The organism is Prevotella brunnea, assembly GCF_008016795.1.
GTDB classification, from domain to species: domain Bacteria; phylum Bacteroidota; class Bacteroidia; order Bacteroidales; family Bacteroidaceae; genus Prevotella; species Prevotella brunnea.
On record NZ_SDIK01000006.1, the window covers coordinates 43,750 to 59,202 of the forward strand.

General features: G+C 42.1%; 8 protein-coding genes and 2 pseudogenes. 7 read left to right on the forward strand and 3 right to left on the reverse strand.

What is annotated here, in order from left to right; all coding sequences use genetic code 11:
- Positions 1–43 precede the first annotated feature (43 nt).
- The 3 genes and pseudogenes from ETF27_RS00690 to ETF27_RS00705 all read right to left on the reverse strand — a co-directional run bounded on the left by ETF27_RS00690 (position 44) and on the right by ETF27_RS00705 (position 3,071).
- Positions 44–1,774, reverse strand: a complete 1,731-nt coding sequence (locus ETF27_RS00690) for a GH25 family lysozyme (protein ID WP_147785317.1) — start codon at positions 1,772–1,774, stop codon at positions 44–46.
- A gap of 654 nt (positions 1,775–2,428) precedes the next feature.
- Positions 2,429–2,722: a helix-turn-helix domain-containing protein gene (locus tag ETF27_RS00700; protein ID WP_130830653.1), complete on the reverse strand. Its 294-nt coding sequence runs from the start codon at positions 2,720–2,722 to the stop codon at positions 2,429–2,431.
- Positions 2,722–3,071 (reverse strand): annotated as a pseudogene (locus tag ETF27_RS00705) (type II toxin-antitoxin system RelE/ParE family toxin). Before ETF27_RS00705 ends, ETF27_RS00700 begins: the two are co-directional and overlap by 1 nt.
- A gap of 547 nt (positions 3,072–3,618) precedes the next feature.
- Between ETF27_RS00705 and ETF27_RS00710 the strand changes: the two are divergent.
- The 7 genes and pseudogenes from ETF27_RS00710 (at position 3,619) to ETF27_RS00740 (ending at position 14,899) form a co-directional block, all read left to right on the forward strand.
- Complete coding sequence (locus ETF27_RS00710) at positions 3,619–6,039, forward strand: TonB-dependent receptor (protein WP_147785318.1); 2,421 nt, start codon at positions 3,619–3,621, stop codon at positions 6,037–6,039.
- 64 nt (positions 6,040–6,103) lie between these two features.
- Positions 6,104–7,549, forward strand: coding sequence for a hypothetical protein (locus tag ETF27_RS00715; protein WP_130830652.1), 1,446 nt, complete (start codon positions 6,104–6,106; stop codon positions 7,547–7,549).
- Positions 7,550–7,716: 167 nt separating this feature from the next.
- Positions 7,717–9,174: a hypothetical protein gene (locus ETF27_RS00720; protein WP_028901953.1), complete on the forward strand. Its 1,458-nt coding sequence runs from the start codon at positions 7,717–7,719 to the stop codon at positions 9,172–9,174.
- A gap of 52 nt (positions 9,175–9,226) precedes the next feature.
- Positions 9,227–10,612 carry a hypothetical protein gene (locus tag ETF27_RS00725; protein ID WP_130830378.1) on the forward strand — a complete coding sequence of 462 codons (1,386 nt, stop codon included), beginning with the start codon at positions 9,227–9,229 and terminating at the stop codon, positions 10,610–10,612.
- Between the two features lie 58 nt (positions 10,613–10,670).
- Positions 10,671–10,927: pseudogene (locus ETF27_RS00730) on the forward strand (DUF4876 domain-containing protein); the annotation flags it as partial.
- 90 nt (positions 10,928–11,017) lie between these two features.
- Positions 11,018–12,013, forward strand: coding sequence for a leucine-rich repeat domain-containing protein (locus ETF27_RS00735; RefSeq protein ID WP_130830377.1), 996 nt, complete (start codon positions 11,018–11,020; stop codon positions 12,011–12,013).
- Between the two features lie 531 nt (positions 12,014–12,544).
- The gene (locus tag ETF27_RS00740; RefSeq protein ID WP_240048090.1) at positions 12,545–14,899 is read left to right on the forward strand and encodes a C10 family peptidase; all 2,355 of its coding nucleotides are present in this window, start codon (positions 12,545–12,547) and stop codon (positions 14,897–14,899) included.
- Positions 14,900–15,453 lie beyond the last annotated feature (554 nt).

The following is a 15,453-nucleotide window of genomic DNA, read 5'->3' on the forward strand; positions in this document are numbered from 1 at the left end:
TCAGTTATTTCGACTCGATTTCTTATGTCCGAAAGTACGTTTCTTATTGGATGGTGTGCTTTTTCAAAAACTCTTCGTAATTGTTCTTATAACCATTGAACACGTTGATATCCACATCGCCATGAATACCGGCAACCTTCCCGTCGGGACTCAACTGCCAAATTTTTAATTTAATATCGGGCTTATACTCTCCATACCGGGCTATCCAAACAAAGTAATTCCCCTGAATGTCTATGGCAAGAGGGAGATATTTCTTCGTAAACATCTGACTGACATAAAGGATGGGGCGCACTCCGGTAGCTTTATGCACCACCGACAGCCAATCGCGAATGTGCTTGAACATTATCTCTGCCCCACCCATCCTCCTGATTTGTGCATCGGAAGGTTCTACATCCAGAACCGCCGGTAAGTCGCCTTTCAAAAATCGGCTCTTCGACAGGAAAAATCTCGCTTGAGCGGCACCGGCAGATGTAGTGGAAAAGAAATGATAACTACCCACGTGGATTCTCTTTTCGCGCGCTTTTCGATAATCTTCGTGATAATATTTATTGAAAACCGTGCAACCTTCCGTGGACTTAATGTAGATGAACGATATGGGATAATCCACCTTTCCTTTTATTTTCTTTGTACTTAGTGTTCCCAAGTCCTTAATCCTTAGCCTATTCCAATCAATGTTGAACACCTTGTCATACTTTTCGTGCTGATGCCGTGAAATGTCAATGCCATAGACTCGCTCGGAATGATAAGTGAGCCGTTCGCCCTTGAAAACATTATCTTTCCATTCGCCCACCATGAGATACTCATGGGGAGCAACATAAAAACCGAAACCATTTCGTTGTCCGTTCTCCCAATGTCCGCTGTAGAAGCTGCCATTCTTTCCAAAGTGCCTCCCATAGCCGTGAGGCTTCCCATTTAGCAGCGGTCCCACATAATATCCCGATGAGTCGGTTATATGGGGTTCCACCGGTGGATTGAGTTCTGTTTTTTCCGGAATACGAGATTTCTCGAGTTCACTCCGTGCCTGCTCGGCACTCATCTTTGACCTTACATAGAGGGGCGTTCGCTTGTTGTAAGTCTGTAACAGTATGAACGACTTATGGGCATCTGTGTTAATGCGACGACAAACCACGGACTTCTTGTTTCTCTTTCTAACGATTGTGTAACGGTTGATTTGTCTGACGCGAAGCTTTCCCTTTTGATCTATGGCGCGCAACTTATTGATGAAGCGAGAGAGCGAATCCATTTGCAAGGTTACATACCTTTGATAATCGGCTATCCTGTTATAACCGAAATCCTGCACGCTATGGGTGCGCATGTAATACGTCAGCTCGTTGCGCTGTGTTTGCAAACCTGCCAACTCATCATCCAAGAGCTTATATTCCCTCTCCATTAATTGGTGAAGAGCTTCACTTCTGAGGTTCAGAATGATAGAAGGCTTGTTTTCCCATGTCGTGAGGATGCGCCCGCGACAGCTTGGAAGTATGGGAAGCATATTCACCCAATAACCTTTTACACGCACACTTCTCACCTTTACGCTGTCTTTGCTTGTCGCGCCTCCGATTAGCCGGGTGCCTTTATAATCGGTGAAAAAGAGGACAGGCGTCCCATTTACCTCCAATCGGTAGTAAGCCTCCTGTTTTACGATGACCGTGCTCCGCTCAATACTTTTTCGCGAGAGTGGCAACAATCTGTAGATGAAAATTGTCGCGAGAAGCACGCAGGTTATTCCGGCTGCAATATAAAGATGTTTTTTGTGGAAAAAGTTTCCAAACATTATCCGTTATTCGTTTATTCTTTGCAAAGGTAACATAAAATCTCAACTTTGTTTCCGTAAAAGCAAAGAAATCAATCTGCCTGTTTTTATTTTCTTTTCGACCGTAGAGTCACCCGGCAAGTGCAAAATTATAAAACGTGTTTGAATATATTGCTGTCCGCTAAAATGTGTACCTTTGTTCATGGTTACTTGAATTTATGTTAGAAAAAACAAAGGTAACAAAAGGGCTGGATTCCATGCGAGGAATCCAGTCCTAATTTTATGTTCAAAAAAAAGTTTTAGCGGACAGCAACATAAGATTATATGCTTCAAGAACAGCCATATCAACAGTAGCATCTGTTACTTGATTATGTATTCTCTGATATACTATATCTGTTAAAGACTGTTGGAAATCCAATTTCAAAAGAGTTTTTTCCAAAGTTGTAACATATAGTTGTATACCACCTCCTTGAACTTCTGCCTCAGTTGTAAGTTTGAGATATCAATCAAAAAGTTTACTATTCATTAGCCCGACAAATTGAATAAGGCTGTCTCTATCCCCAGTCATTATATCAACGGCATTATTACAGATAAGTTGTTTTTCGTCAAAACAGAAGTTAATGTTGCAACCAATGATTTTCCACATTACTTTTGGCTTAGAAAAATCCTCCGTTATTAGAAAGAAACTTCAATATTTAGCTTTCCACCTAACCCACGTTCTACCACATCAAAAAGTGTTTTTAATGTTATATTTTCGCCATTACTTTCCACCTTAGATATAAAGGAGCGTTTCTTATCAATCCGATTGGCTAATTGCTCTTGCGTCATATTCAGGCGCTCACGAGCTTCCCTTATTTTCAATCCTATACGCAAAGATTCTAATTCGCGCTCTAACTCATCACGCTTAGGCGTGCCAACAGCACCATAATATTGATCCTTTATATTGTCGAGTGATTTTAGATTATTCATCATTTCGTTACCTCCTTTTTATCGTTATAATAGTTGTTCATTATTTTTACAGCACGTTTTATTTCGTACTTTGACGTCTTTTGTGTTTTCTTTTGAAAGCCACTTAGCAAGACTACAAGTTGGTTTCCATCAAAAATACAAAAGATGCGAAAGATGTTATTGCCCAGCTGTATGCGTATTTCAAACAAGCCATTCGTACCCTCAATATACTTAAGGTAGTTTTGTGTAATACGCTCTATTTGCTCCACAATATCAAGTACCTTAATGATTTTCTTCTGAACTTTCTCATTTTGATCCTTAAAAAATCATCAAAGTATGTTTTATATGCAACAACTTGTCTGTATTTCATATCGCAAAGGTAATTTATAAATTACATATATGCAAATTTTAAGGACATTTTTATTCCGAACTCAGGTTGTTAAGTACATGCAGGATGACACGGGCAATCCACAGAGAAAAAACAAGGAGGTGATGAGGACAAAGGGTACAAGGTAACGCTTATTGGTGAGTTGATGGTTGTTAGATTTCATCGCTTGTTTATTCATAAACATACTGTTCTTTCGCTCGATGACTGGCACTGGGTTGTCATCAACTACGTCTTATTACAAAGAGTTAGTAGGGCAAAGGCAGTAAAATATGTGTACAACACCCGCATTTACGCACAATAAAAATAAATAATGTACACTCAGACCACATTCCAAACAAGTGGAACACGACTTAGCCAACAAGCTCACCTACATCACCTATTTTCACTAAAAGTAGTTATGTCCGCAAAAAGGAGCAACAAGAAAATACTTATTTTTGGGTATGTACATTTTTTTTCTGAATCGAGAAATTGAAATACCTTTGCACAATAAAAGGATTATTAAGATAAAGATAATTATTAAAATAGCAAAATGTTGAAAAAAGAACAACGAACGCAAAAGATTCTATCGGCTCCAGACTCTCTTTTCAAGGGATGCTTGCTAATGCTGACGATGCTGTTTCTAAGCATCTCTGCCACAAAGGCATACAACTGCACGAACACAAGCATAGATAAAGCCGAGGAAGGTAGCGTGACTCTTCAAGTTACAGATGCCTTAACGGGCGAACCCATAATAGGAGCCGTTGTGAAAGATAGCAACGGCAAGACATACGTCACCAACGAGTCGGGTACCTGCGCTATAAAGTTAGACGACAGCGGCAAGAAGGTGAAAATCACTGTCACATTCGTAGGTTACAAGAGTTACATTTCTTATGTGTCAGCACAAACACGCACACTGAACATCAAGTTAAAGGAAGACGTACAGCAATTAAGTGAAGTAACGGTGACATCAAAAAAGAGACACACCAACATCATGCAGCAAGCCAAGGCCCTGGATCAAAGTATACTCGAAAAAGGTGGTGCCACCTCGTTGGCAAAAATGTTGGAGTCTATTCCTGGTGTGAGTTCTATCAGTGCCGGTAGTACGGTGGCTAAACCTGTTATTCAAGGTATGCACAGTAGCCGTATTCTATTGATGAACAACGGTGTTAAATTAGAGAGTCAGAGTTGGGGTAACGACCATGCACCAGAAATTGACTATACAGGTGCCAGCATGGTAGAGGTTGTAAAGGGTGCTGAATGTATTCGTTACGGTTTTGGCGCCATGGGTGGTGTGGTATTGCTCAACGATGCGCCCCTGCCCTATGGACATAACAAGCCAATCGTGAAAGGAGTTACCAACATCGGCTATGACACCAACGCACGAGGAATAAGCGGTTCGGGAAGCATCGAAGTAGGTTGGAAGAATTTCGGTATGCGCCTGCACGGCAACTATACTCGTGGTGGTGATTACCATACGCCCGAATACATCATGAACAACACGGGCTACAACAACATCAGCATGTCTGCCATGGGTGGTTTCGAAAACAAGCGCATCACGGCAACCGTGCTTACAAGTTTGTTCTACCAACGCTCTGGCATCTATTTTGGCAGTCAAATATCCGACTTGGCGCAACTACAAGAACGATTCCGCATTGGTCGTCCAACAGAGTCGTCATTGCAACCATTCAGTTATGAAATTGGCATACCCTTCCAGCAATCACAACACTTCACGCTGAAAGGCGAGATGAAATATCGCATCAACCCAAAGCAATCGCTGGATTTGACGTTGTCGTTCCAACAAAATTTGCGACAGGAGTATGAGAACCGTATGAAAAAGGAGTGGAGCGTCATCCCGATGCAAGACCTCATATTGAAAACATACAAGGCCGACTTATCATATCGTGCCTCATGGAAGCCTTACAAAATGTCCACCTTTGCAGGCTTGGCAAATACATACCAAATAAACTACAACTTCCCAGGCACGAAGAATCCTGCCTTTGTACCAAACTTTGCCGCTCTCACCATGGGTGGTTTCCTGTTGCAAAAGGCGACTTTCTTTGAAAAATTGCAATGCGAATTGGGCTTGCGTTACGACTTTAGAGTAATGAGCGTGAGCGGTTACACGACGTTGAACAAGTACGACTATTACGATGACTTCAAGGTTTACAGCAACTTCACCTCGAGCTTTGCTGCTCACTATCAGTTTAACGACAACTGGGACATGCGTGCGAATATAGGCTGGTCATGGCGTCCACCAGACATCAACGAGCTTTATGCCATCGGTCTTCAAGAAGGTTCTTACTGGGTAGTGGGCAATAGAAACCTAAAGAGTGAGCGTGGCTGGAAGTCCATCTTAGGCGCAAGGTATCGCAACACATGGGTATCTGTAGAACCAAGCCTGTTCTACCAACACATCAACAGTTATATATACGACCATATCGGCTATGGCGCTAATCGTTTTCATAACAGTCCAAGCGGAAAATACGCCAAGTTTATGTACGATCAGGACGATGTAAGGCTGTATGGTGGCGATATAGAAGCTACAGTAAATCCCATTAAAGGACTCAGTATCGTGGCAAAGGGCGAATGGATATTCGCACGCAACATTACACGAAACGACTGGTTGCCTTTCATGCCATCAGACAAGTATGGGCTGTCAGCCAACTATGAACATGTCTTCGGTGTAGAGAAAAAGATAAAGGCATCGTTCTCTCTCACTGGCAACTATGTCACGAAACAGGAACGTTTCGACCCCAACAAGGATTTAGTGGCAGTATCGCCCGACCCTTACTTCTTGCTTGGCACCACAGCAGACGTTGCCTTCAAGCTGTCCAACAACAGGGAAATAAAGGTAATGTTGGTAGGCGATAACATCCTCAACACATTATATAAAGAATATACAGACCGATTTAGATATTATGCGCACGAACGTGGCATGAACTACTCTTTGCGCACAATCATTAAATTTTAAAAAAATGAAGTTACAATATAAGACAATAATGCGATTAACTATTTTAGCTGTAGGATGCTGCTGCATGCTTGCCGCATGTTCTACCGATAATGTTGATGATTTCTTGAAGAAAATAGTAAAAGCTCCTCCTGCTTCTATCGAGTACAATGGCAAGGGACACTCACAGATATACGCAGTAAGTGCCGTACTTAGAATGGGGTTCAAGGGTGAAAATATAAAGGTTGGAAACTTTGGTGCCGACAACAGTATAGACAACACATACGAACAAGACTCGTACAACATGATAAGCGTGAACACGGATAAACCGACAGACTATCCGCTCATGCAACAAATTGAGATAAGTAAGGACGACAATGGGCAAATGCAAATTACCAGTCAGCGTGACCATTTTGATGTAGTTGCATCAGATGACGTTTATTACGGACTTGAGCTTACGTATTATGGAGCTAACCACCAACAAATTAATGCTGAGTTCATACAGTTCTATTACAAGAAAAACGGCGACCCAGACCTCGACAACTCCACACTGGTACAACACCAACACTTCTTTACTATTGGCAACGAAGTATTGGAACACAGTTACACCATAGATGGTAAAACCGTATCCAAGAACAGTAAGCAGGGTTTTTATCCACACACACTGGATGAAAAATCCACTTATTATCCAGAGCTTACTTTTGAAATGGAGGGCGACAAGTTAAAGAGCTGCGACATCACCACTACCAATGCGCTGCTTGCACCTGAAAGTGGGAAAAAATCAGATATCATGCCGTATGACAGCACTCTGATAGACAAGGCGATAAATATATTCCCTACGCTGAAAAGAAATCAAGCCACATGGACTGAAAATGGTTATAAATTCTTTCAAACACTCACCATGCAACATGCGGCAGAACTTGCTAACAAGTTGTTTACTTACCAATACCGAGATACCGACCCGTTTGAGAAACAATTGGGATATGAATATCAAGAAGGTAGCGGTGACGGCGGTGTAGTTGACGATGGCACAAATGCACTGAGACAAAGACAAGGTGATTTCGTGGAATTGCTGCATCAATGCCGGAGAATAGGTACGGGTCCAAACAATTTAGACAGAATGGGATTCAAGGGAGTGCTGCAATTTAATCAAGCCAACACCGAATTTGCTATGCAAATAAGCCTATGCAACATCGTATCACAAATGGATAAATCAAAGAATGCCATTTGGCCCAAATATGGAAATGATAATCCAGATGCCAACTCAAAGACTTGTTTCGAAATTCCAACATTCGGAAATGGAGATGGTAGAGGACTTTATAATTTTAATGAAATAAAATCAGAATGGAGTAATCACGATATTGATATTCCTTTAACATTCCGCGTCATTGCGGACATGAAAGATGGAGACGAGAAGTTCGTGGAAGATTTCAAAAAGTTCTATCCTCACATGGATACGAATGAAATCAAGAATTATTTCTTCAATCCACAATATTTGCTGTCAAGGAATCGCAAGAGTATATTCGTCATGTAGAATCCAGCTAAATGGAAGTCATTTGCTCATCATCATTCCTCACACATAGCTGACACGTTCTCCTAACTAAGGAAAAATTACATACACGGCTAAGAGGAGTGAGAGTATGTAGCAAAGTGCCAATTATACTAAACTATCTAATCAAGAAATTTACATAAAAAAATAAAATGAAAAAATATAGTTTTTGCTTCGTTCTTATATTGATGCTATGTACATCATGCGATGATTTCATCTTTGGTAACATGAACATCAATTACAACGAAAATCCACTTGAATACAAAGAAGTACCACACAGCGGTGCGGATGCCATGGTTGACAGCTTGAAGAAAAAAGCTCCCTTTGGTGACACCATGAGTAATCCCGACCAAGATGGCGCATTCAACAACTGGGCTCGCTGCTTAGTCATGTTCAAGGAAGGACACTCACACGGTGATGAGAAATTTCATGGCAATTATGTTTACCCAGCAGCGCCATGGAGACAAGAAGAATTTGTCATAGTAGAAAACAACTCACAAAAATTTCCAACTGTAAAGGTGGAGTGGGAAAAGAGTATTCAAACTGTTTTTGAGAAGAAGTTAGGAAAACCTACTCCCCAGCAACCTTACATTCGCCTTATAGGTGGAGATAAAAACCTTTGGGGTATATGCCTGTACTTCTTGGATAAAGATGGAAAGCTGCTTAATGATGAGATATACAAGCACTCTGATGAGTATCAAATATTCTTTACCATTAGCGACGTGGACGATAAGGGTAATCCATACAAGATTGAAGACTGTAGAGGTACATGGGAAGTTGACAAAAATGGGAAAGATGGCAAAGTTGACGAGCATCCTGTCGTATCACCTTATTTCGAAGGAGTAGATAAGGACGAAACTTTAGGTCACGATATTATCATGCGTAGACAAAATGCAACCAAGAATTTGTTTGAATATGCCTACCGTGACACATGGCATCAGAATGCCATGGCTGACGGTATGCGCGAGTTTTACAACATTAGGTTGCTGCCACCCCTTGATGCCACCGATGCTAATTCATGCGTTTCCTATGACAAGGACTGTGTAGGGCTAAAAGGACATATCAACTTTTACTATGAAGCTAACGAGCCTTCATCTAATTTTAGACCTGAAATAGATGGACGATATGGGTCTGGAGAGAAAAAAGACACATGGCCTTTCATGGTAAAAGGTTTTTCTGGTGAGTCTGTAGTATATAGCCGTCCTTCATATATATTGCCATACTTCTATCTTTCCGTAAGAGTAATGAAATGTCAAAAGGGAAAGAAGGCATACATTCCTAAGGCTACTATTGCCAACAAGGAACTGGACTATGCTGGATTTTGGGACGGGATGAAGAGTGAAAAAGCCTGCGCGCCATTCTATAATCCTTTCTGGCAATCGAAGAATACGACCCTTGAGGTTCCAGAATGGAAAGAGCTTATACGCTTTAACATACCTATCAAAGTGTATTGCAATAGGTTCGATTCCGACCCAACAAACGTTTCTCCAGCAGAACCATATTATTTCTACTTAGGCAGAGAGATTGGATTAACTGGAAAACAAGCATACGATGCAAGCCAAAATGTAAAGACGCATGGCTTTGGCGCATTTGGAAACTGGTTTCTTTAATTCATATAAATTATATACAACTAAAATATAAAAACAAATAAACAAAAAAGATATGAAAAAAATAAATTACACCTTGATATTAGCGTTCATCGCATTATCCACCCTTTTCACAGCATGCCAGAGAGATGGCGACATGCCAGACAGAACTGATGCTAATTCAACAGTGGATCACCTCATTTTCAAAGAAGTTTTTTACATTGGTTACTGCACTTATAGGGATTTGTCTTCCATGGGCTTCAAAAGCCAATATAGCAGATACGAGGATGCCAACTATCTAGTGATATACAATCCTACCAATCAACCGATATCGCTTGCCAACATGGCACTCGCATATCATGCCGTTGACCCAAGTATCCAATTTTCGTTCCAAAAGGACGGAGCTGGAGATTTTACCAAACGGTATTATGGCATTGGAGGAATGTCGTACTTCCCCAACAATCCTGTAACAAAAAAACCACATATCATAGAGCCGGGCGACAGTGTCATTGTAGTGAAGTATGCGTGTGATCACAAGAAGAAATTCCTTGCCGAGAATGAGATCACAGAAGAAGAGGCAAAGAAAGATTACTATGGCTGGGAGGCTCTGCCCGACTATAGTAAACTTCCAAAGGACAAGACCTTTGAATTGTGCAACCAGCATTCACCGAAAAACGGAATGTGCGACCCTAACGACAAATTTGACAACAAGGATATTCCAAACATGCGTGATCTTGTTTTGTGGGATGAACTTCCATTTAAGGGACCAAGCCAGAGTATGCGCATGGCTTTGGTGAAGCTCCCTGATGGCGATGCATCCAAACCTCATACCAAAGACGAAAATGGATTTTATCCTGACGAATCGCCACGCTCTCGCAACAATTGGTATCGACTATATGATTTGTATGGAACCGAGCAGGACCAAATTAATGACGAGACAGATCCGCTGAAGAAAAGGGAACTGGAAAAGAACAGAAAATACCCAACGGCATACTACCACATGATATATAACACAACTGGTATGGGAGGCATTAATGCTATTGAGCTGAATTACAATTGGGTTGTCGACTTCCTTACCATTTGTCCTTCGACAGAGAAGAAAATGGACTTGCTGACAGGTCCAAGCTCTGTAACAGTATATGATGCAACAGGACACCCCGTAATGGAAGGAACAGAAGAAAAGAAAGAAAAAGTATGGTGGTACGATAGAGGAACGGCAAGTGTCTGCAATCGGATATTTGGAATTAATGACTTTTCTAATCCGTCATTCGATCCTTCGCAATTACAAGGTGCGCTGATTCGTCGTAGCAATGGAAAGGGATTTGTAGCCGAGATGAGTTCTGCACTGAACTACACGAAAGGTGTACCATCACTGTGCAGACGCGACAGCAATGGAAAGCCGTTAGACATGACTGCATATTGGAAAGTCAACTCCATCAATGCACGTACCAAGAAGAAATAATAGTTGAGATATACAAGAATAACGAAACAACAATAATTGATATAAATGAGACAAGCAAATGAAGAATATGATGCTATGCGCCTTGGCAGCAATTGCGCTTTTCGCAAACTGTACACGTGACGGACAGCCAGAAGAAAAGAAAAATACCGCTGAAACAGAAAGCGCAGACCTGATTATAAAGGACATTTACTATGCTGGAGATTTCGTGGAGACACCCTACGGCAACAAATCTGAAGAAACGGATGACAAGTTTATTTCCATAACCTAACCGACCATTACATAAGTCTTGAGAACATGGCTTTGGCACTCTGTCAGTGTATATGGACAATATAAGTTCTACCTTCATCTGCTAAACATCATGAAATAGGTTTTACCTAAATATGTTTAATTTAATGTTTTTATAGTATGAGAAAAATTTACATGTTAACAATGAGCCTGTTCGTTTGCATGGGTGCATTAGCAGACAACGTAAACGGCACTATTGGTGATAATTTGAAATGGACGTTTACCAATGATGGCACACTTACCATTAGCGGAACTGGAGAGATGCAACACGCAGATGGTAACTCAGAGTATGCGTGGGGAACAGACAACCACACATTAAACCGTTCCTTAATCAAAAAGGTAGTGGTGGAAGAGGGGGTAACAAGCCTTGGCGAATACATCTTCTGGGATTGTCAAAGCCTTACGGAAGTAAAATTACCAAACTCACTGACTGTACTAAGGAAAGAATGTTTCAAACATTGTTCTGTCCTTAGGTCCATAACATTACCCGATAACATCACATTAATTGGCGAGAGTGCCTTTGAAGAGTGCAAGGCTTTAGAGACTGTTACTTTCCCGAAAAATCTAAAGGAAATAAACGCTAAAGCATTCTACAACTGCAATCTTAAGAAGGTAGATCTTTCACAAACACAAGTAGAAACAATTGGCATGGGAGCTTTTGCTCACAATGTTCAATGTGAAGAGGTATATTTGCCAAAGACGCTCAAAACGTTCTTTGGTACCGATGAGGGTGCTTTTGGTGACTGCAACAAAATAAAGAAAGCAGTATGCCTTGCTGTAAATCCACCCCAAACCCTTGATGGAGGTGAAGACTTTATCAATGGAGGCATCAAAATGGATCCTGTTGATTGGGTAAACATTTTCACTGGCTTTGATGACGATTTTGTATTGGAAGTGCCAGCAGGAAGCGAGGATAAATACAGAAGCGCAAACGGCTGGAAAAATGCAGCCAACAACATTGCTACTGGTATCCATGGTGTTAAGGCGTCTCAGGGAAAGGTTGGTGTATACGACATCACTGGCAAGAGATACATGAACCATGCTGATGCACAAACAGTCAACACATTGCAACGTGGCGTTTATATCATCAATGGAAAAAAAGTGTTAGTTAAATAACACACTCATTTATCCCCACCTATAGAATGTATTAAAGATGTACCTAAGAAAAACGTGCATAGAGACAATAAATTCCGTGCATCATAAAACAAAAGTTATTCTATACATACTGGAGGTGGGGATTTTTTATTTTATCAAATTTACCTTAGGCGATACCTCGTGTTACACAAAAACACAAGATAAAAAAGACTATTGCTGTCCGTTAAAACTTTTTGAGCCTAAAAAATTAGGGCAGGATTCCTCCTGACTTCGTCAATTTTTCAAGATATATTTGTAATTTCCTGATAATCAATGCTTATCATTGTTACTTAGGGTGACGTGCAAAAAGGTGAGTAAAATAGCAAGCTCGACCCCTTTACGAGAAATAACCTGATTTTTTACATTCTTGCCAAGAAGTATTGGATGATTTATATTTCTGGGTGACACGAAGACGAAGTCAGGAAAAAAGCAGTGGAAGTACAGAGAAAGGAAAGATGAATTACACACTTTTAAGGACACTACCAGAATTATTTTTATACTAATAAATTAAATATGAGGAAAATTTTTACAACTTTAGCGTTGCTATGCGCAACCACCTTGGCTTTTTCCGCCCCTGTGGGCAGACAACAAGCCCGACAAGCTGCATTGGCTTTTATCAAGAGTCATGCAAGTACCAACCCCCAGGTCGCTACACGAGCTTCACAAGCCGTACCCTCGCTCAACGAGGTGGCAAGTACCAATGCTTACTACATTTTCAACGTAGGCAAGGGACAGGGCTTCGTCATCGCCTCTGCTGACGACCGCACGGTTGACGTGTTAGGTTATGCCGAAGAGGGAACATACGACGAGCAGCAATGTCCGGCATCGCTCAAGATGCTCTTGGCACAATATCGACAGGAGGTTGGCATGCTGAACAACATACCTACCACCACAAATCCTGTCACCACACGCGCCAACAGAACGCTGCAGCCCATTGAACCGTTGCTGAAAACTACATGGAGCCAGTACGGTCCCTACAATCAACAAACGCCCATGCACCAAAACAAGCACTGTGTTACGGGATGTGTCGCCACGGCAGCAGCCCAAATCATGGGCTACTACCAGTATCCAAAGAAGGCTCCCGCCATACCTGCCTACACGGCTCCGTCGGCTCGTCTGCAAGTTCCCGAGCTTGCGGAGAGTACCTTCGAGTGGAACGACATTTTGCCTTCGTACCGCATTTCTACCACCCAGCAACAGCAAGACGCTGTGGCTAAGCTGATGAGGTATGTGGGACAAGCGGTGTATATGGATTATACCGCTGATGATTCAGGTGCCGATTCCTACAACGTGATATTGTTCCTTACCCGAATGTTTGGTTACGCAAAGGACATGCACCGGGTTTTCAGAGACCGTTATACCAGTGAGGAATGGTGCAACCTGATATACAATGAGTTGAAAGCCAAACGACCCGTATATTACTTTGCCGAAGATGTGGTGTACAACTATGGTCACGCCTTTGTCTGCGATGGCTATAAGGAAGGCGACTACTTTCACATCAACTGGGGCTGGGGAGGTCAATTCAACGGCTACTATCGCCTGTCGGTTCTTTCGCCACGCGAATATGGATTTACGCAACTGCCCAGTATCTACACGCGCGAGCAAGGAGCTATCATCGGATTCAGACCAAGCGAAGGTGCTGATGTATTCCCCAAAGTTGTTGACATCAAAGAGATGACGCCCCTGCAAGATCAAAGTCGCTCGAACAGTGGCGATGACTTCACAGATTTCGACATCACCATGAAATGCGTGAACAATTACGGCGAAGCCTTTGATGCTGATTGCGGCTTAGGCTTTTGGCAGGGAGGTAGATTGATAAACGCCGTCAAGCTGTTCAGCTCTACATTCAAGACCGACGGCAAGATACAAAGGAACGAAGCGAACTTCAACATACCGCACACCCTCGCCAACGGAAAGTACACCGTACTACCCGTTTACCGCATTCAAGGAGAAAACGAATGGAAAGCTTGTGGCGGCATTGGAGAAATGGCGCAGGAGATAGAGATTACCGACACGGAACTGAAGACCTCCACTGCCAAGCCTGTTTTAGAGGTGAAGAAAGTGGACGTGAAAGGTAGCAAGGAGGCGGGACGTCCTTTGTTCGTAACCCTCACCATAGAGAACAAGGGCGACGAGTTGTACGACACCTTCGACATGCTCTTCAAGTATGACTATGTAGCTTCTACTACTACCTTCCTGCCAGCAGGACAGACGACAGACGTGGTGTTTGAGCTTTATCCAAAGGAGGTTGGAGAGTTTGACTACTCTTTCGAATGCAAATCGGGCGTCACTATCAGCTCCAGAGGAAACATTACCATTACTGAACCTAAGTCAAAAAACCTTCCTTCGGTTAAGGTGAAAATCGAACAAAGTGAAGAAAATGCTTTCCAAGCTCCTGCCATGAGGGGGAAACTCATTGTGACCAACAGCGAGAGTGCTGACTATTGCGGTGGGTTCGACATTGAACTGCGTTGCAAGAAAGGCAATACGGACGCAGCTTACCTTGAAAACAAAATCTCGCTGGCAGACATCATTCCCGCCAACAGCACGAAGGAAATACCGTTCTCGATAGACAACGTTGCCGCTGGGGCGCAATATGCCATTTACGTAGATGGTTATAAGGTCGAGGAACAAGAAGACTTCATCCAGGGTGGAATGAAATACGTACCTAAATGGGAGCGCATTCTCAAGACACCGTTCTACATGGCAAAAGACGCAACTGCAGCAATCGCTGCTCCGCACATCAGCCATGAGCCAATGCTCATATACAACCTGCAAGGTGTAATGGTAGGCAAAGGCGAACAACAGTTCGAGTCACTGCCAAAGGGCATCTACATCATCGGTGGCAAGAAAGTAGTTAAACGATAACCACCATCCTCATCAGCCCATTCATCTTTTCGACAAGGCACAGCAACATTCTCGTGACCTTTTCGGAGTTGAATGGGCTGTTGCATGCATGTCCTACTTTACATTTGTTGTTCAACACATTAGCTGTAAACGAAAGTGCCATGTATGACAAGGTCTGTATAAGAAACTATAACTGTCCGCTAAACATAGAAATCCTCATTCCAACTCATTGAGACACTGTTTCAAATAGTAACCGTTACTAAAAACTATTATTTAGTCGTTCCTTGAAAAGTAAATAACCTATTGATTATCAATAAAATAACCTTTCTATTATTTGCATATATCTACAAGTTTTTGTATCTTTGCATGGTAAAATCTTGCAAATCAACAATGTATAAATCTCCATCCAACACCCATCAGGTATCAATGTTGTGGGACTTGTCATCCATGCTCAATACCACCCATCCAATGTACAAACTTGCCACTCTGATAAATTGAGAAACCTTTGATCGTTCCTTTGCCCCATTGTACTGAAAGGACAAAGTACGCAGGGCCAATCATACCCTCCTGATGGT

What these genes read in the sequence shown, in the direction of transcription:
- ETF27_RS00715 (WP_130830652.1), top strand. Translation starts at nt 6,104, where the DNA reads ATGCTTGCCGCATGTTCTACCGATAATGTTGATGATTTCTTGAAGAAA.
- ETF27_RS00690 (WP_147785317.1), bottom strand. Translation starts at nt 1,774, where the DNA reads ATGTTTGGAAACTTTTTCCACAAAAAACATCTTTATATTGCAGCCGGA.
- ETF27_RS00720 (WP_028901953.1), top strand. Translation starts at nt 7,717, where the DNA reads ATGAAAAAATATAGTTTTTGCTTCGTTCTTATATTGATGCTATGTACA.
- ETF27_RS00700 (WP_130830653.1), bottom strand. Translation starts at nt 2,722, where the DNA reads ATGAATAATCTAAAATCACTCGACAATATAAAGGATCAATATTATGGT.
- ETF27_RS00710 (WP_147785318.1), top strand. Translation starts at nt 3,619, where the DNA reads ATGTTGAAAAAAGAACAACGAACGCAAAAGATTCTATCGGCTCCAGAC.
- ETF27_RS00725 (WP_130830378.1), top strand. Translation starts at nt 9,227, where the DNA reads ATGAAAAAAATAAATTACACCTTGATATTAGCGTTCATCGCATTATCC.
- ETF27_RS00735 (WP_130830377.1), top strand. Translation starts at nt 11,018, where the DNA reads ATGAGAAAAATTTACATGTTAACAATGAGCCTGTTCGTTTGCATGGGT.
- ETF27_RS00740 (WP_240048090.1), top strand. Translation starts at nt 12,545, where the DNA reads ATGAGGAAAATTTTTACAACTTTAGCGTTGCTATGCGCAACCACCTTG.